Source organism: Streptomyces sp. NPDC004667 (assembly GCF_040609475.1).
GTDB lineage: Bacteria > Actinomycetota > Actinomycetes > Streptomycetales > Streptomycetaceae > Streptomyces.
In genome coordinates this window covers 75,585-93,447 of sequence record NZ_JBEXKC010000019.1, presented here as the reverse complement: position 1 = coordinate 93,447, position 17,863 = coordinate 75,585, and the positions used below count along the sequence as shown (strand labels likewise).

15 protein-coding genes and 1 pseudogene are annotated in these 17,863 nt (G+C 73.5%); 12 read left to right on the top strand and 4 right to left on the bottom strand.

Annotated features, from left to right (window positions below; genetic code table 11):
- Positions 1–32: 32 nt before the first annotated feature.
- The 4 genes from ABZW32_RS13850 to ABZW32_RS13835 all read left to right on the top strand — a co-directional run bounded on the left by ABZW32_RS13850 (position 33) and on the right by ABZW32_RS13835 (position 7,272).
- On the top strand, positions 33–1,703 hold the full coding sequence (locus tag ABZW32_RS13850) for a serine/threonine-protein kinase (protein WP_356215122.1): 1,671 nt from the start codon (positions 33–35) through the stop codon (positions 1,701–1,703).
- A 216-nt stretch (positions 1,704–1,919) separates the two neighbouring features.
- Positions 1,920–3,551, top strand: a complete 1,632-nt coding sequence (locus ABZW32_RS13845; RefSeq protein WP_356215120.1) for a succinic semialdehyde dehydrogenase — start codon at positions 1,920–1,922, stop codon at positions 3,549–3,551.
- Between the two features lie 62 nt (positions 3,552–3,613).
- Positions 3,614–5,395, top strand: coding sequence for a GMC family oxidoreductase (locus ABZW32_RS13840; RefSeq protein ID WP_356215118.1), 1,782 nt, complete (start codon positions 3,614–3,616; stop codon positions 5,393–5,395).
- Between the two features lie 167 nt (positions 5,396–5,562).
- Complete coding sequence (locus ABZW32_RS13835; protein WP_356215116.1) at positions 5,563–7,272, top strand: LPXTG cell wall anchor domain-containing protein; 1,710 nt, start codon at positions 5,563–5,565, stop codon at positions 7,270–7,272.
- A gap of 257 nt (positions 7,273–7,529) precedes the next feature.
- On the opposite strand, the gene ABZW32_RS13830 is transcribed toward ABZW32_RS13835, so the two are convergent.
- Complete coding sequence (locus ABZW32_RS13830) at positions 7,530–7,799, bottom strand: chorismate mutase (protein ID WP_280917124.1); 270 nt, start codon at positions 7,797–7,799, stop codon at positions 7,530–7,532.
- Positions 7,800–8,026: 227 nt separating this feature from the next.
- On the bottom strand, positions 8,027–8,230 hold the full coding sequence (locus tag ABZW32_RS13825) for a hypothetical protein (RefSeq protein ID WP_356215173.1): 204 nt from the start codon (positions 8,228–8,230) through the stop codon (positions 8,027–8,029).
- 49 nt (positions 8,231–8,279) lie between these two features.
- Here ABZW32_RS13825 and ABZW32_RS13820 point away from each other — a divergent pair.
- From ABZW32_RS13820 to ABZW32_RS13800, 5 genes and pseudogenes are all read left to right on the top strand, one after another.
- Positions 8,280–8,495, top strand: a pseudogene (locus ABZW32_RS13820) (Scr1 family TA system antitoxin-like transcriptional regulator); the annotation flags it as partial.
- Between the two features lie 118 nt (positions 8,496–8,613).
- Positions 8,614–10,206, top strand: coding sequence for a glutamine-hydrolyzing GMP synthase (gene guaA / locus ABZW32_RS13815; protein WP_356215114.1), 1,593 nt, complete (start codon positions 8,614–8,616; stop codon positions 10,204–10,206).
- A gap of 141 nt (positions 10,207–10,347) precedes the next feature.
- The gene (locus ABZW32_RS13810) at positions 10,348–11,118 is read left to right on the top strand and encodes a class II aldolase/adducin family protein (RefSeq protein ID WP_356215112.1); all 771 of its coding nucleotides are present in this window, start codon (positions 10,348–10,350) and stop codon (positions 11,116–11,118) included.
- A 102-nt stretch (positions 11,119–11,220) separates the two neighbouring features.
- Entirely contained in the window at positions 11,221–12,486 is a 1,266-nt protein-coding gene (locus ABZW32_RS13805; protein ID WP_356215110.1) for a hypothetical protein, read from the top strand.
- 18 nt (positions 12,487–12,504) lie between these two features.
- The gene (locus ABZW32_RS13800) at positions 12,505–13,008 is read left to right on the top strand and encodes a DoxX family protein (RefSeq protein ID WP_356215108.1); all 504 of its coding nucleotides are present in this window, start codon (positions 12,505–12,507) and stop codon (positions 13,006–13,008) included.
- Here the strand turns inward: ABZW32_RS13800 and ABZW32_RS13795 are convergent.
- Both ABZW32_RS13795 and ABZW32_RS13790 read right to left on the bottom strand, forming a co-directional pair.
- A complete protein-coding gene (locus tag ABZW32_RS13795; RefSeq protein WP_356215106.1) occupies positions 12,972–13,196 on the bottom strand; it encodes a hypothetical protein in 225 nt (74 codons plus the stop codon). The two genes, ABZW32_RS13800 and ABZW32_RS13795, sit on opposite strands and share 37 nt — an antisense overlap.
- Positions 13,183–14,520, bottom strand: a complete 1,338-nt coding sequence (locus tag ABZW32_RS13790; RefSeq protein WP_356215104.1) for a PspC domain-containing protein — start codon at positions 14,518–14,520, stop codon at positions 13,183–13,185. Before ABZW32_RS13790 ends, ABZW32_RS13795 begins: the two co-directional genes overlap by 14 nt.
- A gap of 131 nt (positions 14,521–14,651) precedes the next feature.
- On the opposite strand from ABZW32_RS13790, the gene ABZW32_RS13785 reads away from it, so the two are divergent.
- The 3 genes from ABZW32_RS13785 to ABZW32_RS13775 all read left to right on the top strand — a co-directional run bounded on the left by ABZW32_RS13785 (position 14,652) and on the right by ABZW32_RS13775 (position 17,833).
- The gene (locus ABZW32_RS13785) at positions 14,652–15,938 is read left to right on the top strand and encodes a PspC domain-containing protein (protein WP_356215103.1); all 1,287 of its coding nucleotides are present in this window, start codon (positions 14,652–14,654) and stop codon (positions 15,936–15,938) included.
- Positions 15,935–16,633, top strand: coding sequence for a response regulator transcription factor (locus ABZW32_RS13780; protein ID WP_356215101.1), 699 nt, complete (start codon positions 15,935–15,937; stop codon positions 16,631–16,633). The genes ABZW32_RS13785 and ABZW32_RS13780 overlap by 4 nt, the downstream gene beginning before the upstream one ends.
- Positions 16,634–16,720: 87 nt before the next feature.
- Positions 16,721–17,833, top strand: a complete 1,113-nt coding sequence (locus tag ABZW32_RS13775) for an alpha/beta hydrolase-fold protein (protein WP_356215099.1) — start codon at positions 16,721–16,723, stop codon at positions 17,831–17,833.
- Positions 17,834–17,863: the final 30 nt, after the last annotated feature.

Genomic DNA, 17,863 nt, shown 5'->3' with positions numbered 1-17,863 from the left:
CTGGCCCGGAGAGTACAGAGCGGCGGGAATTCGTGGAACAGCAGACAGGCGCGGGTGCGGTGCTCGCGGGCCGGTACAGGCTCGTCGATCCCATCGGCCGCGGCGGCATGGGCAAGGTGTGGCGCGCGCACGACGAGCTGCTGCACAGGACCGTGGCGGTCAAGGAACTGACGGCGGGCCTGTACGTGGCCCAGGCCGATCGGGAGGTCCTGCACGCCCGCACGCAGAAGGAGGCCCGGGCCGCGGCCCGGATCCAGCACCCGGCGGTCGTCACCGTCCACGACGTGCTGGAACACGACGACCGGCCGTGGATCGTCATGGAGTACATCGACGGCCCGTCCCTCGCGGAGGCCGCCAAGGCGGCCGGGCGCATCGAGCCCCGCGAGGCGGCCCGGATCGGTCTGCACGTGCTGGGCGCCCTGCGCGCCGCGCACGCGGTCGGCGTGCTGCACCGCGACGTGAAGCCGGGCAACGTGCTGCTGGCCAAGGACGGCCGGGTGCTGCTCACCGACTTCGGGATCGCCGCGATCGAGGGCGACTCGTCGATCACGCGGACGGGTGAGCTCGTCGGCTCCATCGACTACCTGGCTCCGGAGCGGGTCACCGGCGGTGCCCCCGACCCCTCCTCCGACCTGTGGTCGCTGGGCGCGACCCTGTACACGGCGGTCGAGGCGCGCTCGCCGTTCCGGCGGACCTCGCCCATCTCCAGCCTCCAGGCCGTCGTGAACGACGAGCCGCCCGTCCCGCGCCAGTCCGGCGCCCTCAGCCCGGTCATCACCGCGCTGCTGCGCAAGGACCCGGGCCAGCGGCCCTCGGCCGCCGAGGCCGAGCGGATGCTGATCGAGGCGATGGAGGGCCGCGAGCCGAAGGCGGCGCAGGCGTACGTGCCCACGCGCGCGGTCACGGCCGAGGAGCTGCCGCCGGTCCGGTCCGCGGAGCCCGCGCGGCCGGAGCCGGCCGTCCCGGCCCCCGCCCCCGGCCCCGCGCCCGCGCCCGCCCCGGCCACCGGGCTCCGGGAGTCCCCGGCGGCCCCCGCCGGGCGTCCGCCCGGGCGGCTCAAGCGGGCCGCCGCCGTGGCCCTGGTGGCGGCGCTGCTCGGCGGCGGTGGCGTGTTCGGCGTGCTCAAGTACCTCGACGGCCAGGGCGACGGGGTCCAGGACGAAGGCTCCGCCGACAAGGGGGCGAGCGCCCCGGACCGCTCGGGATCGGGCGACGACGCCAAGGACGGCGCCGCGGCGGCGACCCCGCCGGCCGGTTTCGTCAAGGTGGAGGACCCGGCGGGCTTCTCGCTGTTCGTCCCGGTGGGCTGGAAGCGCCAGATGGACGGCAACCAGATCGACTACACCCCCGACAACGGCCGTCACCTCATCCGGATCGCCATCGACACCACCCCGGACTACCCGAACCCGTACACGCACCTCCTCGGCATGGAGAAGGAGCTCAAGGAGCGCATGGACTACAAGCGCGAGGTGCTGGACCAGAACAGCTTCCGTGACACCACCCGGGCCGGGCTGTGGGACTTCTCCTGGACCGAGAAGGCGCCCCACGCGGGCCCGCGCCGGGCCATCGAGCAGATGTACATCAGCCCGGAGAACACCGAGTACGCGGTGTACATGTCCGGTCCGGCGAACGAGTGGTCCAAGATCCGCCAGCAGTTCGACACGGTGCTCACCGGTTGGCAGCCCGCGGCGAAGAAGGGCTGAGGCGGGCCGGACGGGGTTGTCCGCGAAGGGCGCGACCGCTGCGCGGCGAAGGGTACGGCGGAGGGCGGTCCGCCGCGCGGCGGACCGCCCGCCCGGCCGCCCGGGGCGGTGATCGCGCCACATCCCGCCGATCGCGCCAGCGATCACTGGCAGGTTTGGCAAAATACGGTTACCGACGGGTACCCAAAGCCTCGCGGGCGGCATACGCTCACCGCCATGACGGACTCGCAGGCCCCCGCCGCCCCCCTCCGCCCCGCACCGCAGCCCACGAACCCGGTCGCCCCGGTCCCGGCCGGCGCGCGTACCGCCGCCGACGTGGTGACCCCCGAACTGGTCACCCGGCTGACCCGCGGAGTGATCGGCTCCGGGCGGACCGCCAACCACACCCCTTTCACCGGGGACAAGCTGGCGGACCTTCCCGAAGCCACCCCCGAGGACGTGGCCACCGCCTTCGCGAAGGCCCGCGCCGCCCAGAGCGCCTGGGCGGCGGTGCCCGTCCGCCGGCGGGCGGCCGTGCTGCTGCGCTTCCACGACCTGGTCCTCGCCCGCCAGAGCGAGGTCCTCGACCTCATCCAGCTGGAGACCGGCAAGGCGCGCCTGCACGCCCACGAGGAGGTCCAGGCCGTCGCCGTCGCCGCCCGCCACTACGGCCGCAAGGCGCCCGCCTACCTGCGCCCCAAGGGCCACACGGGCGCCATGCCGACCCTCACCAAGGTCACCGAGCTGCGCCAGCCGCGCGGGGTCGTCGGGCAGATAGCCCCCTGGAACTACCCCCTCGAACTGTCCGTCGGCGACGCCCTGCCCGCCTTCGTCTCGGGCAACGCCGTCGTCATGAAGCCCGACACCGAGACCGCGCTGACCGCCCTGTGGGCCCGTGACCTGCTGATCGAGGCCGGACTGCCCGCCGAGGTCTTCCAGGTCGTCCTCGGCGAGGGCCCGGTCGTCGGCCCCGAGGTGGTCCGGCACGCCGACTACGTCTCCTTCACCGGCTCCACCCGTACCGGCCGCGAGGTCGCCCAGGGCGCGGCCGCCCGCCTGGTCGGGGTCTCCCTGGAGCTCGGCGGCAAGAACGCCATGCTCGTCCTGGCCGACGCCGACGTGGAGAAGGCCGCCGCGGGCGCCGTCCGCGCCTGCTTCTCCTCCGCCGGCCAGCTCTGCATCTCCATCGAGCGGCTCTACGTCCACGCCTCGATCGCCGACGCGTTCGTCGAGCGCTTCGCCGCCCGCACCAAGGCCATGCGGCTCGGGCACGCCCTCGCGTACGGGGCCGACATGGGATCCCTCGTCGGGACGCGTCAGCTGGAGACCGTGCAGCGGCACGTGGACGAGGCCGTCGCCAAGGGCGCCACCCTCGTGGCCGGCGGCACCGCCCGCCCCGACATCGGCCCCCTCTTCTACGAACCCACCATCCTCGACGGGGTCGAGGCCCCGATGGCGGTCTGCGCCGAGGAGACCTTCGGCCCGGTCGTCTCGATCTACCGGTTCACCGACGAGGACGAGGTCGTCGCCCAGGCCAACGCCACCCCCTACGGCCTCAACTCCAGCGTCTGGACCAAGGACGCCCGGCGCGGCCACGCCGTCGCCGCCCGCCTGCGCACCGGCACCGTCAACATCAACGACGGCTACGCCCCCGCCTACGGCAGCGCCCAGTCCCCCATGGGCGGCATGAAGGAGTCCGGCCTCGGCCGCCGCCACGGCTCCGAGGGGATCCTCAAGTACACCGAGGCCCAGACCGTGGCCCACCAGCGGCTGCTGCCGATGGCGCCCTCGCTGGGCATGGACGACGCGAAGTACGCGGAGTTCATGACCCGCAGCCTCAAGGTGATGAAGGCCCTCCGCTTCCGCTAGACCCGGCCCGCTGACGCGCCCGACCCTCCGATCCAGACCCGAGCACCCGGGAGGCACACGCAGTGTCGTACGACTACGACGTCATCGTCATCGGATCGGGCTTCGGAGGGTCGGTCTCGGCGCTGCGGCTCACCGAGAAGGGCTACCGGGTCGGCATCCTGGAGGCCGGGCGCCGCTTCACCCGCGAGAGCCTGCCCCGCAACAGCTGGGACCTGCGCAACTACCTGTGGGCGCCGGCCCTCGGGCTGTACGGGATCCAGCGCATCCACCTCCTCGGCAACGTGATGGTGCTCGCCGGCGCCGGGGTGGGCGGCGGCTCGCTCAACTACGCCAACACCCTGTACGTGCCGCCCACGGCCTTCTTCGAGGACCGGCAGTGGGCGTCCATCACCGACTGGCGCGAGGAACTCGCCCCGTACTACGAGCAGGCCAAGCGGATGCTCGGCGTGCGCCTCAACCCGACGCTCACCCCCTCCGACGTCCACCTCAAGGCCGCCGCCGAGAAGATGGGCGTGGGGGACTCCTTCCACATGGCGCCGGTCGGGGTGTTCTTCGGCGACGGCCGGGACGCCGACGGCGCGGCGCGGGTGCGGCCCGGGGAGCGGGTGCCCGACCCCTACTTCGGCGGCGCCGGCCCCTCCCGCACCTCCTGCACCGAGTGCGGGGAGTGCATGACGGGCTGCCGGCACGGGGCCAAGAACACCCTGAACGAGAACTACCTGCACCTGGCCGAGCGGGCGGGGGCCGTCATCCACCCCATGACCACCGTCACCGCGCTCGCCGAGCACCCGGACGGCGGCTACCGGGTCCGCACCGTCCCCACCGACCACCGCCGCACCGGCCGGGCCAAGGTGCTCCGGGCCCGCCGCGTCGTCGTCGCGGCGGGCACCTACGGAACCCAGACCCTGCTGCACACCATGAAGGACCGGGGTGAGCTGCCCCGGCTGTCGGACCGGCTCGGCGACCTGACCCGTACCAACTCCGAGGGTCTGGTCGGCGCCCAGACCGACGACCGCCGCTACCGCAGGCGACACGGGGCCGACCGGACGGCGGACTTCACCCGGGGGGTGGCCATCACCTCCTCGGTGCACCCCGACGCCGACACCCACATCGAGCCCGTCCGCTACGGCAAGGGCTCCAACGCCATGGGGTTCCTGACCATCCTCCAGGTGCCCTACGGCCGCCACCGGGTCCGGGCCTGGTTCGCCCGCACCGCGAAGCACCCCGTACAGCTGGCCCGTTCGCTGTCCAACCGGCGCTGGTCGGAGCGGACCATCATCGGTCTGGTGATGCAGTCCCTCGACAACTCGCTGACGACCTACCGCAAGCCCGGCGGCATCGGCAAGGGCCTGCTGACGGCCCGCCAGGGGCACGGCGCCCCCAACCCGGTGCAGATCGAGGAGGCCACCCGGGCCGCGACCCTGCTGGCCGAGGAGATCAACGGCTTCCCGGGCAGCAACGTCGGCGAGCTGATGGGCACCCCGCTCACCGCGCACTTCCTCGGCGGCTGCCCGATCGGCGCCTCGCCCGAGGAGGGCGTGGTGGACCCGTACCACCGGCTCTACGGGTACCCGGGCATCTCGGTGGTCGACGGTGCGGCGGTCTCCGCGAACCTCGGGGTCAATCCGTCCCTGACGATCACGGCGCAGGCCGAGCGGGCGATGTCGTACTGGCCGAACAACGGCGAGGAGGACCCGCGGCCCGAGCAGGGCGCGGCGTACGTGCGTCTCGCGGCGGTGGAACCGGTCCGGCCGGCCGTCCCGAAGGAGGCCTTCGGCGCGTTGCGGCTGCCGTTCCTCGCGGTCCCCGCGGTGCCGCCGAGGCAACCGGAACCGGAGCACTGACCGCGATGAGTACCGCGCTCCCCCTCCGAGCGCGGTACTCACCGCGGTACAAGAGTGGACAGGCGGTTGCCGGAGAAGGTTGTACCGGAATCCTTCCGCCGGGGGTGTGGTGTCGGTCACATGCCCAGGAGTGCAACTGTCGCCGGGCCCCGGCGGTCACAGGGGGCATGAGACAGCGCATCTCCCTGCCGGCCGCCTGCGGCCTGGTCGCCGCGGGGCTGGCCACCGCCATCACCCCCGCGTACGCCGCGGAACCCGTCCTCACGCTGACGGCCCCGGCCGCACTCGCCCTCCCGCTCCACCCGGCCTCGGGCTCCCCGAAGCCGGTCGCCCTGGACGTGCGCCTGGACTACCCGGGCACCGCCGAGGGCCTCGGCACCGAGGTCACCTTCACCGTCGACCTGACCAAGCTCGCGGGCGTGGCCTCGGTCCGGGAGGCGGCCGCCGGGACCGGCCGGGCCGCCAAGTGCAAGACCGTCGCGAGCACCCTCGTCTGCACCGAGCAGGGGGTGCGCCCCGGCTCCCGCCCCGGCGTCGGCCTGGAGGTCACCGCCGCGAAGGACGCCAAGAACAAGGACTCCGGCGAGATCCGGGTCACCGGCGCGGTGTCCGGGGCCACCGTGCGGTCCGCCGTCACGGCCGTCACGGTCGGCGGTCCCGACCTGGTCATGGGGGAGATGGCGCTCAAGCGGGACCCGAAGCCGGGCGAGAGCCAGCCGCTGCCCCTGGCCTTCTCCAACCGGGGCACGCAGTCCGCGCGGGGCGTGGTCCTGGAGCTGGAGGCCAGCCGCGGGATGGAGCTGGCCGAGCGGTACGACAACTGCGAGTACCGCACCACGCGCACCTCCACCACCGCGATCTGCACGGTCGACGGGGAGTTCGAGGCCGACGCGAGCTACGAGCTGGCCGGCGACAGCCCCCTGCACCTGAAGGCCACCGGACACGCCCGCGCCGAGCTGCTCGGCTACGGGATCTACCCGGCCGCGGCCCCGGTGAAGACGGAGCAGACGCAGACGGGCGCGGACGCGAAGCCCAAGCCCGGTGACCAGTCCGCGAAGGACCCCGCGGGCAAGACCCCCGGCGGCACCGGCGGCACCGGCGGCACCGGCGGGCGCAAGCTCACCGCCAAGAAGCGGGCCGCGACCCTCGCCCCGGCGCTGCGGGGCCCCGACCTCAACCCGGCCGACAACCGGCGCGAGTTCGAGTTCGCCGTCCCGAACACCGCCGACCTCGTGGCCGAGCCCCTCGTCGTCAAGGGCAAGGCCGGCACCACCGTCAAGACCGCGGTCGCCGTGCGCAACCAGGGCCCGGCCTGGGTCTTCGAGCCCCGCTCCACCGCCCCGGCGGCCGTCGTGGACGTGGTGGTCCCGCCGGGCGTGAAGGTGCTCACGGCCCCCGCGGCCTGCCGCTCCGCCGGCACCGAGGCGGTGCCCCGCTACCTCTGCGCCACCGGCTCGTCGCTGCTGGAGTCGGAGAAGGCGGAGTTCCCCTTCGAGCTGCGGATCGACAAGGCCGTCCCGGACGCCCGGGGCGCCATCACGGTCGGCCGGCCCGGCCCCGGGGGCGAACCCCAGCGGCACCCCTTCGACCCGGTCCTGGCCAACAACCTGGCCACCATCACGGTGAACCCCACCGGCCCGGCGCCCAGCCCCTCCGCGACGGCGAGCCCGAAGCCGACCGCCTCGGCGTCGGCGTCCGCCTCGCCGTCGGCCACCCCGAGCTCCGGGACCTCGTCGCCGAAGACCTCCTCGGGCGGCGGTCCGCTGGCCTCCACCGGCAGCACGGCGGGCGTGGTCGGCCTCGCGGGGGCCGCACTGGTGGCCGCCGGGGGCGCGCTGTTCCTGGCCTTTCGTCGCCGAGCGGCGGGCCGCGCGTAGCGGAGCCGGACACGCGGAACGGCCGACCCGGGGCGTCCCCCGGGCCGGCCGTCCTCATGGGGTGACCGGGCTGCTGTCCCCTGCCGTCCGGTCACGCGAGGGAGCGAGGTCCCACGACGCGCGCCGTCGGGCGTCACGTCTCATCGCTCCCGTGGAGCCACGCGTGGTGCTGCGGACCCGCGCCTGGCTGGCGCGGACTACACCGAGAACGAGGTCCGGTGGGGCCGGTCACGGTCCGGACGGGTGACGAACACCCGTCAGACGCGGCCCCGGCACAGCTCCAGCAGGGTCATCGCGAGCGCGGTGCCGGGCTTGCCGAGGGCGTCGCTCCAGTGCGCGAGCACCTCCATCTCGCGCGAGAGGTGCACGCGGCGGCCCCCGGCGGCGATCCGGGCCTCCTGGATGACCGTGGAGACGGCCGTCCGCTCCTGGATCAGCCCGATGATGCGGTCGTCGATGGCGTCGATCCGCTCACGGCTGTCGGCGATGAGCTCTTCGGGGGTGGCGGCGGTGGTGATGACGGACATGTCGTTCTCTCCTCATGGACGGTGCACGGACGATCGGGGGAGGTCCGCCAGTCCCGGAGAACGCAAGAGCGCCCCGGTCCTGTCGGACCGGGGCGCTCTTGGAAGTCAGCGGCTCAAGCGAGCATCACGATGACCCATGGCGACCGGACCGGCCGGTGCCATAGGTAAAGAGGAAGCTCAGCTGCTTGCGCATGGAACGGATTATTACCCTCCGCACCGCCCCCCGGTCAACCGGGCCCGCATCGTGAGACGACCCGCGCGTGGTCGGTGCGGACCCGCCGGAACAGCTCGTGCCCGGTCCGGCGGGCGTGCCCCAGTGCCCAGTCCTCGGCGTCGCCCTCCTCGTCCCGCGGCCCGGACCCGGCCGGGCAGCAGTACGCCCGGCAGAACGCCTCGTGGGTCACCCCGTCCTCGGGCACGTGCCTCAGCACCGGTCCCGCCCGCGGTGCGCCACGATCTCCACGTTGCAGTCCGACACGCGTTCCGTATGAGGCCCCGCTGAAGCTGCCACCCGGCAGCGGCTTCTGGGTCTACGACGACCGGCAGGTGGTCGTGGAGACCTGGCACGCCGAGCTGTGGCTGGACGACGCCGACAGCGTCGCCACCCACCTCCGGGTCTGGGACACGCTCCGCGAGTCCGCCGTGTACGGCGCCGCGGCGCAGGAAGTGATCGGGCGGGCGCGCCGGGTGCTGTGAGGGGGTCGTCGCGGGGCGTCACCGGCCGGGGGGACTCGGATGGTGCGACAAAACGGCGGGTGCCGCCACCGGTAGAATCGACAAAACAGCCACCCTCTTCCGCCGGAAGGCCTGCCCCGTGCCAGAAGCACCCTCCGCCGCCCACGACAGCGCCCCGGACACGGTTCTCGTCGTCGACTTCGGCGCCCAGTACGCCCAGCTCATCGCCCGCCGCGTCCGCGAGGCACGGGTCTACAGCGAGATCGTGCCCAGCACGATGCCCGTGGCCGAGATGCTCGCCAAGGACCCCAAGGCGATCATCCTCTCCGGCGGTCCGTCCTCCGTGTACGAGGAGGGTGCCCCGCGCCTGGACGACGCCCGGGCCCTCTTCGAGGCCGGCGTCCCCGTCTTCGGCATGTGCTACGGCTTCCAGCTGATGGCGACCACCCTCGGCGGCACCGTCGACAACTCCGGTGCGCGCGAGTACGGCCGTACCCCGCTGGCCGTCTCCAAGTCCGGCTCGACCCTCTTCGAGGGCACCCCCGAGAGCCAGTCGGTGTGGATGTCCCACGGCGACGCCTGCTCCGCCGCCCCCGAGGGCTTCTCCGTCACCGCGTCGACCGACGTCGTGCCGGTCGCGGCCTTCGAGAACGACGAGAAGCGGCTGTACGGGGTCCAGTACCACCCCGAGGTCATGCACTCCACGCACGGCCAGCAGGTGCTGGAGCACTTCCTCTACCGGGGCGCGGGCCTGTCCCCGACCTGGACCACCGGCAACATCGTCGAGGAGCAGATCGCGGCCATCCGCGAGCAGGTCGGCGACAAGCGCGCCATCTGCGGCCTCTCCGGCGGCGTGGACTCGGCCGTGGCCGCGGCCCTCGTGCAGAAGGCCATCGGCTCGCAGCTGACCTGCGTCTACGTCGACCACGGTCTGATGCGCAAGGGTGAGACCGAGCAGGTCGAGAAGGACTTCGTGGCCGCCACCGGCGTCCAGCTGAAGGTCGTCGACGCCCAGGAGCGCTTCCTGACCGCGCTCGCCGGAGTCTCCGACCCGGAGACCAAGCGCAAGATCATCGGCCGTGAGTTCATCCGCGTCTTCGAGCAGGCGCAGCTGGAGATCCTCCAGGAGGACGGCCCGGCGGTGGCCTTCCTCGTGCAGGGCACCCTGTACCCGGACGTCGTCGAGTCCGGCGGCGGCACCGGTACCGCCAACATCAAGTCCCACCACAACGTGGGCGGCCTGCCCGACGACATCGAGTTCGAGCTCGTCGAGCCGCTGCGCCAGCTGTTCAAGGACGAGGTCCGGATGGTCGGCCAGGAGCTCGGCCTGCCCGAGGAGATCGTCCAGCGCCAGCCCTTCCCCGGCCCCGGCCTCGGCATCCGCATCGTCGGCGAGGTCACCAAGGAGCGCCTGGACCTGCTGCGCGAGGCCGACGCCATCGCCCGCCACGAGCTGACCGCGGCCGGCCTGGACCGGGAGATCTGGCAGTGCCCGGTCGTCCTGCTCGCCGACGTCCGCAGCGTGGGCGTCCAGGGCGACGGCCGTACCTACGGCCACCCGATCGTGCTGCGCCCCGTCTCTTCCGAGGACGCCATGACGGCCGACTGGACGCGCATGCCGTACGAGGTCCTCGCCAAGATCTCCACCCGGATCACCAACGAGGTGCCGGACGTGAACCGCGTGGTCCTGGACTGCACGAGCAAGCCCCCGGGCACCATCGAGTGGGAGTAGTCCCCACCCGTGGCCGGTAGCCCGACCGCGTGACGAAGCCGCCGTTCCCCTTCCGGGAGCGGCGGCTTCGCCGCGTGTATGGCCTCTTCGGGCGGGCGCCGGTACCTTGCGCCGCGACCGTGGGAGTCTGGAGGAACCGACATGGCCGAGCGGCCCGTACCCGTGCCCGTCGAGCGGCTCGGCTTCGCGATGCCGCCGGTCTTCGCCACCGCCGGGGAGACCCGCGCCCACCGCAAGGCCCGGCTCGCCGAGGGGTTGCGGCTGCTGGGGCGGCTCGGGTACGAGGACGGGGTGGCCGGCCAGGTTTCCGTACGGGACCCGGAGTTCGAGGATTGTTATTGGGTGAACCCCTTCGGGCGGGCTTTCGGCGCCCTCACCCCCGACGACCTGCTGCTGGTCGACGGGGAGGGGCGGGTGCTGCGCGGGGAGCGGCGCGTGAACCAGCTGGCCTTCGCCGTGCACGCCGCCGTCCACCGGGAACGGCCGCAGGTGGTGGCCGTCGTGCGCACGCAGGGCCCGTACGGCAGGGCGCTGGCCTGCCTCGGGGAACTGCTGGCCCCGATCACCGAGGAGGCCTGTGCCTTCTACGAGGACCACGCGCTGCTCGACGAGTTCGCGGGCGCGGAGGACCCGGCGCGGATCGGGCGCGCGCTCGGCCCGTACAAGGCGCTGGTCCTGCGCAACCGCGGACTGCTGACGGTCGGGGACTCGGTGGAGGCGGCGCTGTGGTGGTTCCTCGCGGCGGAGCGGGCCGCGCAGGTGCAGCTGATCGCGCGGGCGGCCGGGAAGCCGGTGCCCATCGACCACCGCAGTGCCGTGGCCACGCGCGGGCGCTTCGGCTCGGACCTGGCCGCGTGGGTGAGCTACCAGCCGCTGCGGGAGGCGCCCGGAGGGGTGGCGTCAACATCATGAACGGTTAATCACCTGCTCTGACATCGTGCGCAATCCGGAGCACTGCCGCAGTGGTGCACAATTCGCTGGCATTGCACCGGAGTTCAGAGAGGCGGCACGCACGTGGCTGTCCAAGAGATCCCCCGAAGCACCCACGGTGGCGGCTGCACCTGCGACGACTGCCCCCACGGAGCCCGGGAGGGCCACCGCCGGGCGGTGGCCGCCTTCCTGGAGAAGCGCGACGAGTTCGCCGCCGGACACGGGGTCCCGGCGGCCGTGGCCCACTCCCTCGGAGCCTCCCGCCAGTGGGTGTCCGACGAACTGGCCCTGTCCGCCCGCACGGTCGCCGACCGGGGCCGGGAGGCCGGGCACTCCTGGCTGTACCTGCTCTCCCGGCGGGCCGTCCTCGTCCTGTGGATCGCCGCCGGGATCCTGCTGGTGGTGCAGGTCGGCACCGCCCTCGGCACCGGCTGGTCCACCGCCCGCACCGCCGGGCTCCTCGCCGCCGTGGTGCTCGCCGGGCTGCTCACCCTGGCCGCGCGGGCCCAGTCGCTGCGCGGCGGGCTGCTGGCCCCGCTGGTCGGCGAGGACAACCGGCTGTCCACCTCCAAGGCGGTCCCGGCGGCCTGGCTGGTGCTGACCTCCTTCGCCGCGCTGCTGCCCGCGCTGCGCCTGGCGGCCTCCTCGCCCGGCCCCGAGCGGGACGCCCTCTACGCCGGGCTCTCGCTGGGCCGGGCGCTGCCCCTGCTCGCGGTCCTCGGCCTGACCTCCGGGGTGGCGGTGCTGGTGCGCCGGGTGGTCTCCGTACGGATCATGGGGCAGCGGCTCCAGAAGCTGCCGGCGAACCGCCCCTCGGGGGCCGACCTGCTCACCGACGACGCGGGCCGGGGGAGCTTCACCGACGCCCAGTACGTGCTGGTCTCCACGGTGGTGCTGGCCTACGCGGCGGTGTCGCTGGCCCGCTTCCCGGACCGGCTGCCGCGGCTGCCGTGGTCGCTGGCGATGCTCGTGGCGCTGTCGGCGGTGGTCTACCTGGCGGCCAAGTACGCCGAGGGGAGCCGTCCGCTCGTGCTGTCGGTGGTGCGCAGACGGGAGCCCGGGGACCTGGACGCCGCCGTCCGCCCCGGGGACGACATCGAGATCCGGGGCGTGGGCTTCGTACCGCCCGGGGCGCAGACCCCGGAGATGCTCGCCCGGCTGGTGGTGCGGATCGGGGCCGTCCACGTCCACGTGCCGCTGGTTCCGGTGGCGGGCGGATTCACCAATCCGTCGGACGCGGTGCTGACCGTTCCGGTGCCGGCGGAAGTGGAACCGGGGCGCACCGAGGTCCAGGTGGTGACCGCCGCAGGAGTGGAATCCAACCGCTACGCCATCGACGTGGCCGAGTGAACGGGGTAGACATGGGACGTGACCCGAACTGACGTGCCTTCCGGGCAGTGGACCTCCGGGAGACGGATCTCCGTCCTCCGGGAGACGGCCTCCCGCCACGCGCTCCTGCCCCTGCGGATCTTCCTCGGCGTGACCTTCGTGTACGCGGGGCTCGACAAGCTCACCGACCCCGCCTTCCTCTCCGCGACCGGTACCGGCTCCATCGGCGAGATCATGCGCGGGGTCCGCGACACCGCCGCCGTCCCGGCCCTGGTGGACCTGGCGCTGAAGGCGCCCGTCGGCTTCGGCATCGCCATCGCGATCGGTGAGATCCTCGTCGGCCTCGGCGTCCTCGCCGGACTGCTGACCCGGATCGCGGCCGCCGGCGGGGCGTTGATCTCCCTCAGCCTGTGGCTCACGGTGTCCTGGGCGGTCACCCCGTACTACTACGGCAACGACCTGATCTACCTGATGGCCTGGATCCCGCTGGTCATGGCCGGGGCGCCCTACCTGTCGCTGGATTCCCTGCGCCGGTCGCGCTGATCCCGGCGCACCGCGTAGGTGACCGTCCCGACCAGCGCGGCGAGCGTGAGGCCGCCGGCGGCCATCGGGACGACCAGGTACCACGGCAGGTCGGTCTCACCGGCCGCGTCGAGCAGGTACAGCCCGCCGACGGCGGTCAGCACCAGCCCCGCCAGCAGCCTTCCCGGCTGGAACTCATGACGCCGCACGGGCCACCTCCACCTGTCCCACACCCGCGTCCAGGTGCAGCTCGATCGTCCCGCCGGCCTCGGTGCCGACGGCGGGGGGCAGGGTCGCCCGCCGGGTCTCTCCGCCGCTCTTGATGCGGACGTCGGGGCCGCCCTCCCCGGGGAACTGGATGTCGCCGAGCCGGATCGACACGTCGGCCCGCGCCGTGACCTCCCGGGGCACGACGACCTTCAGCCGGCCCGCGTCGATGGCCGCGCGGACGGAGACGGTGGTGCCCTTCGGCACGTCCAGACGGCTCAGGTCCAAGGTGGCCAGCCCCGTGCCCGAGCGGTACTCGGGCCGGACGTCGGCCACCGCGGCCGGGCGCCAGTCGGCGTTGTGCCAGTCGGTGCCGATCTCGCGCGGCAGTGCGACCGACACCGCGAGGAGCCCGGCGGTGATCATGCCCAGCAGGACCGTGCCGAAGCCGGTGCGCCCCTTGACGGAGCTGACGGCCAGCCCCAGCCCGAAGACGGCCAGCGCCGCGGCGAGCCCCACCTGGAGGGCGTGCCCGAGCGTGCTGCCGTGCCACACCGAGGCGGTGGCGCCGCCCCCGGCCAGCAGGGCCAGTACGAACACCCGTCCCCCGATGCCGCCGCGCGACCACCGCGCGGCGCCGTTCGCGCGCGGCTTCGCCGGGGCGGCGCCCGGCCGCGTCCGCTCGTCCTCGTCGTCCGGTCCCCACAGGTAGCCGGTCGTGCCGACCGGGCCGGTGGTGCCGTCCTTGACCAGCGGGTCCCGCCACCAGGACGGGCTGCCGGGCACGGGCGGCGCCTGCGTCTCCGGCGGCGCGGGCCGGTGCGGCGCGGGCCGGTGCGGGGCGGGGGTCTCCGCCTCCGCCTCGGGGGCCTGCCGGTGGCGCTGCGACCAGTACGAGGCCGCGCCGAGCGCCAGCATGACCAGGACCGAGAAGGCCCCCAGCACCCCGTTGTCCATCAGCGACAGGAACAGGGCGCAGCCGACCAGGGCGCTGAACACCGCCGCCAGGGTGGCCCCCTCCACCCGGCCGGTCAGCAGCTTCTTGCCCTCGCTGTCGTCCTCGCCCTCCTGCGGGAGCAGCAGCCACGCGAACCCGTAGAAGATCAGGCCGACGCCGCCGGTGACGGCGAGCACGCCCAGCACGATCCGGAACACCACCGGGTCCAGCCCGAAGTACCGGCCGAGACCTCCGCACACACCCGCGAGGACCTTGTCGTGCCTGCTGCGGCGCAGGGGAGGGCGGTCGGCCGGGGCGGGTGCCCCGGGAGCCCCTCCCGGAGTGCGTCCGGGGGGACCCCCGTGCGGAGCGTCGTGTGCGTCGGTCATGGGTCCATGGTGACGGGCCGCCCGGCGCCGCGGCACCGGGTCCGACCCTGGCGCAACCCTGATATCCCCCCGGAAGAACTGGGGGACCGCCCTGATGCCGGGTCCCGCCCGCGCGTGTGACCCTTGATGTCATGCCCGTAGCCGCCGTACCCAGACCCCCGCACGCGCCCGACAGCGAGGACGTCCCCCAGCGCAGGCTCTACCGCAGCGCCGACGGCCGGATGCTCGGCGGTGTCGCCCGCGGCCTCGCCGGCCACCTCGGGCTGCCGGTGATCTGGGTCCGGCTCGCCTTCCTCGGCATGTTCATGTTCGGGGACGGGCTGGGAGTGCTGCTGTACGCGGCGTTCTGGGTGTTCGTCCCGCTCGGCGTGGGCGGCAGCACCGGCCACCACTCCTTCTTCGAGGTCCTGCCCGACGGCACCCGGCGCCTGCGCAAGCCCGACAAGGGAGCGGTGTCCGGACTGGTCGCGCTGGCCGTCGGCGCGGGCATCTTCTTCTCCCAGCTCAGCGTCGGCGGCGCCAACGGCCGCTACATCTGGCCGACGCTGCTCGTCGGGGCCGGCGTGGTCCTCGTCTGGCGGCAGGCCGACAACGCCCGCCGCGCCCACTGGAGCGCCGCCGCCGGACGCCACGGGCGCCTGCTCCAGGGCGCCCGAGCGCTGGCCGGGGTGGTCCTCGTCGGCATGGGCCTGACCGTGTTCATCGTCGTACGCGGCTCCGCGGCCCAGCTCGGCAACGTCCTCACCGCCACCCTCGCCGTCCTCGTCGGCGTCGCCCTGCTCGCCGGCCCCTGGCTGATCCGGATGACCCAGGACCTCTCCGAGGAACGCCTGATGCGCATCCGCGCCCAGGAGCGCGCCGAGGTCGCCGCCCACGTCCACGACTCCGTGCTGCACACCCTCACCCTGATCCAGCGCAACGCCGAGGACGTCGGCGAGGTCCGCCGCCTCGCCCGCGCCCAGGAACGCGAGCTGCGCAACTGGCTCTACAAGCCCGAGGGCACCGGCAAGGACGAGGCCGAGGAACCGGCCACCCTCGCGGAGGCCGTGAAGAAGGCGGCCGCCGAGGTCGAGGACCACCACGGCGTCCCCATCGAGGTGGTCGTCGTCGGGGACTGCCCGCTGGACGAGAAGCTGGCCGCCCAGATCCAGGCCGCGCGCGAGGCGATGGTCAACGCCGCCAAGTACGGTGGCGACGGGGGCCCGGTGCAGGTGTACGCGGAGGTCGAGGGCCGCACCGTGTTCGTGTCCGTACGGGACCGCGGTCCGGGCTTCGACATCGACGCGGTACCGGACGACCGCATGGGCGTACGAGAATCGATCATCGGCCGGATGCAGCGCAACGGCGGGACCGCCCGGCTGCGGTCCGCGCCCGACGGCGGCACGGAAGTCGAGCTGGAGATGGAGAGGGCGGCATGACCACCGAGGACAGCGCTGTGAGCGGGACCGAGACCAGGCGGGTGCGGGTCGTGCTCGTCGACGACCACCGGATGTTCCGCGCCGGGGTCCAGGCGGAGATCGGGGAGACCGCGCGGACCGGGGTGGAGGTCGTCGGCGAGGCGGCCGACGTGGACCAGGCCGTCACCGTCATCACCGCCACCCGACCCGAGGTGGTGCTCCTCGACGTCCACCTGCCCGGCGGCGGCGGGGTCGAGGTGCTGCGGCGCTGCGCCCCGCTGATGGCGGCGGCCGAGAACCCGGTGCGCTTCCTGGCCCTGTCGGTGTCCGACGCCGCCGAGGACGTCATCGGCGTCATCCGCGGCGGTGCCCGCGGCTACGTCACCAAGACCATCACCGGCACCGACCTGGTGCACTCCGTCTACCGGGTCCAGGACGGCGACGCCGTGTTCTCCCCGCGGCTGGCCGGCTTCGTGCTGGACGCCTTCGCCTCCACGGACGCGCCGCCGGTCGACGAGGACCTGGACCGGCTCACCCAGCGCGAGCGCGAGGTGCTGCGGCTGATCGCGCGCGGGTACGCGTACAAGGAGATCGCCAAGCAGCTGTTCATCTCGGTCAAGACCGTCGAGTCGCACGTCTCCGCGGTGCTCCGCAAGCTCCAGCTCTCCAACCGGCACGAACTGACCCGCTGGGCCACCGCCCGCCGCCTGGTCTGAGCCCGCCCGCCCGGCCCCCGCGATGTGATCCACACCGCAGGGGCCGGGGGCAACCGTGCGGGCGCCCGGCGGGTCTTGGGTGGCGTGATGAGCCTGACGGGGACCCCCCTCTTCGCGGCGGTGGTCGCCCTGACCGTGATCGCCGTCGTCCTGCCGCTGGCCGTGTGGAGCAAGGTGCGCGGCCCCGCCGTGGCACGCCTCGCCGCGCGCGGCACGATGGTGCTCTTCGCCCAGACCACGGCCGTGGCACTGGTGTTCGTCGCCATCAACCGCGACATGAACTTCTACGCCAGCTGGGGCGACCTGTTCGGCACCGGCAAGTACGTCACCGCCGCCCCCGACCTCGGCCCCGACGGTCTCGGCGGCAAGAAGGCCGAGGAGGTCAAGGCCGAGCCGAAGGTGCGGCAGAAGTTCGAGCCGGTCGAGGGCCTCGGCGGGCGCGTGCAGAAGACCGAACTCGACGGCGGGATCTCCGGGGTCAAGGGCGACGTCATGGTGTGGCTGCCCCCGCAGTACGACGAACCGGCCTACAAGGACAAGAAGTTCCCGGTGGTCGAGCTCATCCCCGGCATCCCCGGCACGGGCAAGTCCTGGTTCCAGGGGCTCAAGGCGCACGAGGTGCTGGAGCCGCTGATGAAGGAGGGCAAGGTGCAGCCCTTCATCCTCGTCTCCCCGCGCGCCATGCTGCTGGGCAACGCCGACACCGGCTGCGCCAACCTCCCCGGCAAGGTCAACGCCGACAGCTGGTTCAGCGTCGACGTCCGCAAGATGGTCACCGACAACTTCCGCGCCTCCGACGAGGCCCGCACGTGGGGCGTGGCCGGGTACTCGGCCGGCGCGTACTGCGCGGCCAAGCTGGCGGTGCTGCACCCCGACCGCTACAGCGCGGCCGTGTCCCTCTCCGGGTACAACGACCCCGGCCAGGAGCCCTCTTCGCTGGTCGCGAAGGATCCCGAGCTGCGCCGCACCCACAACCTGAAGGAACTGCTCAAGGCGCAGCCCGCACCGCCGGCGGTCGCGCTGTGGATGTCGGGGGCCGAACAGGACGGCTACCTGTCCGGCATGGACCTCAAGGGGCTCGCGAAGAGCCCGACCACGGTGCACGCGGAGAAGGTGACCGGCGGCCACAACCTGGAGTCCTGGTCGAAGCAGATCCCGCAGACCTTCGACTGGCTGAGCAAGACGGTCAAGGCGCCGTAGCCGGAGCCGGAGCCGGAGCCGTAGCCGTAC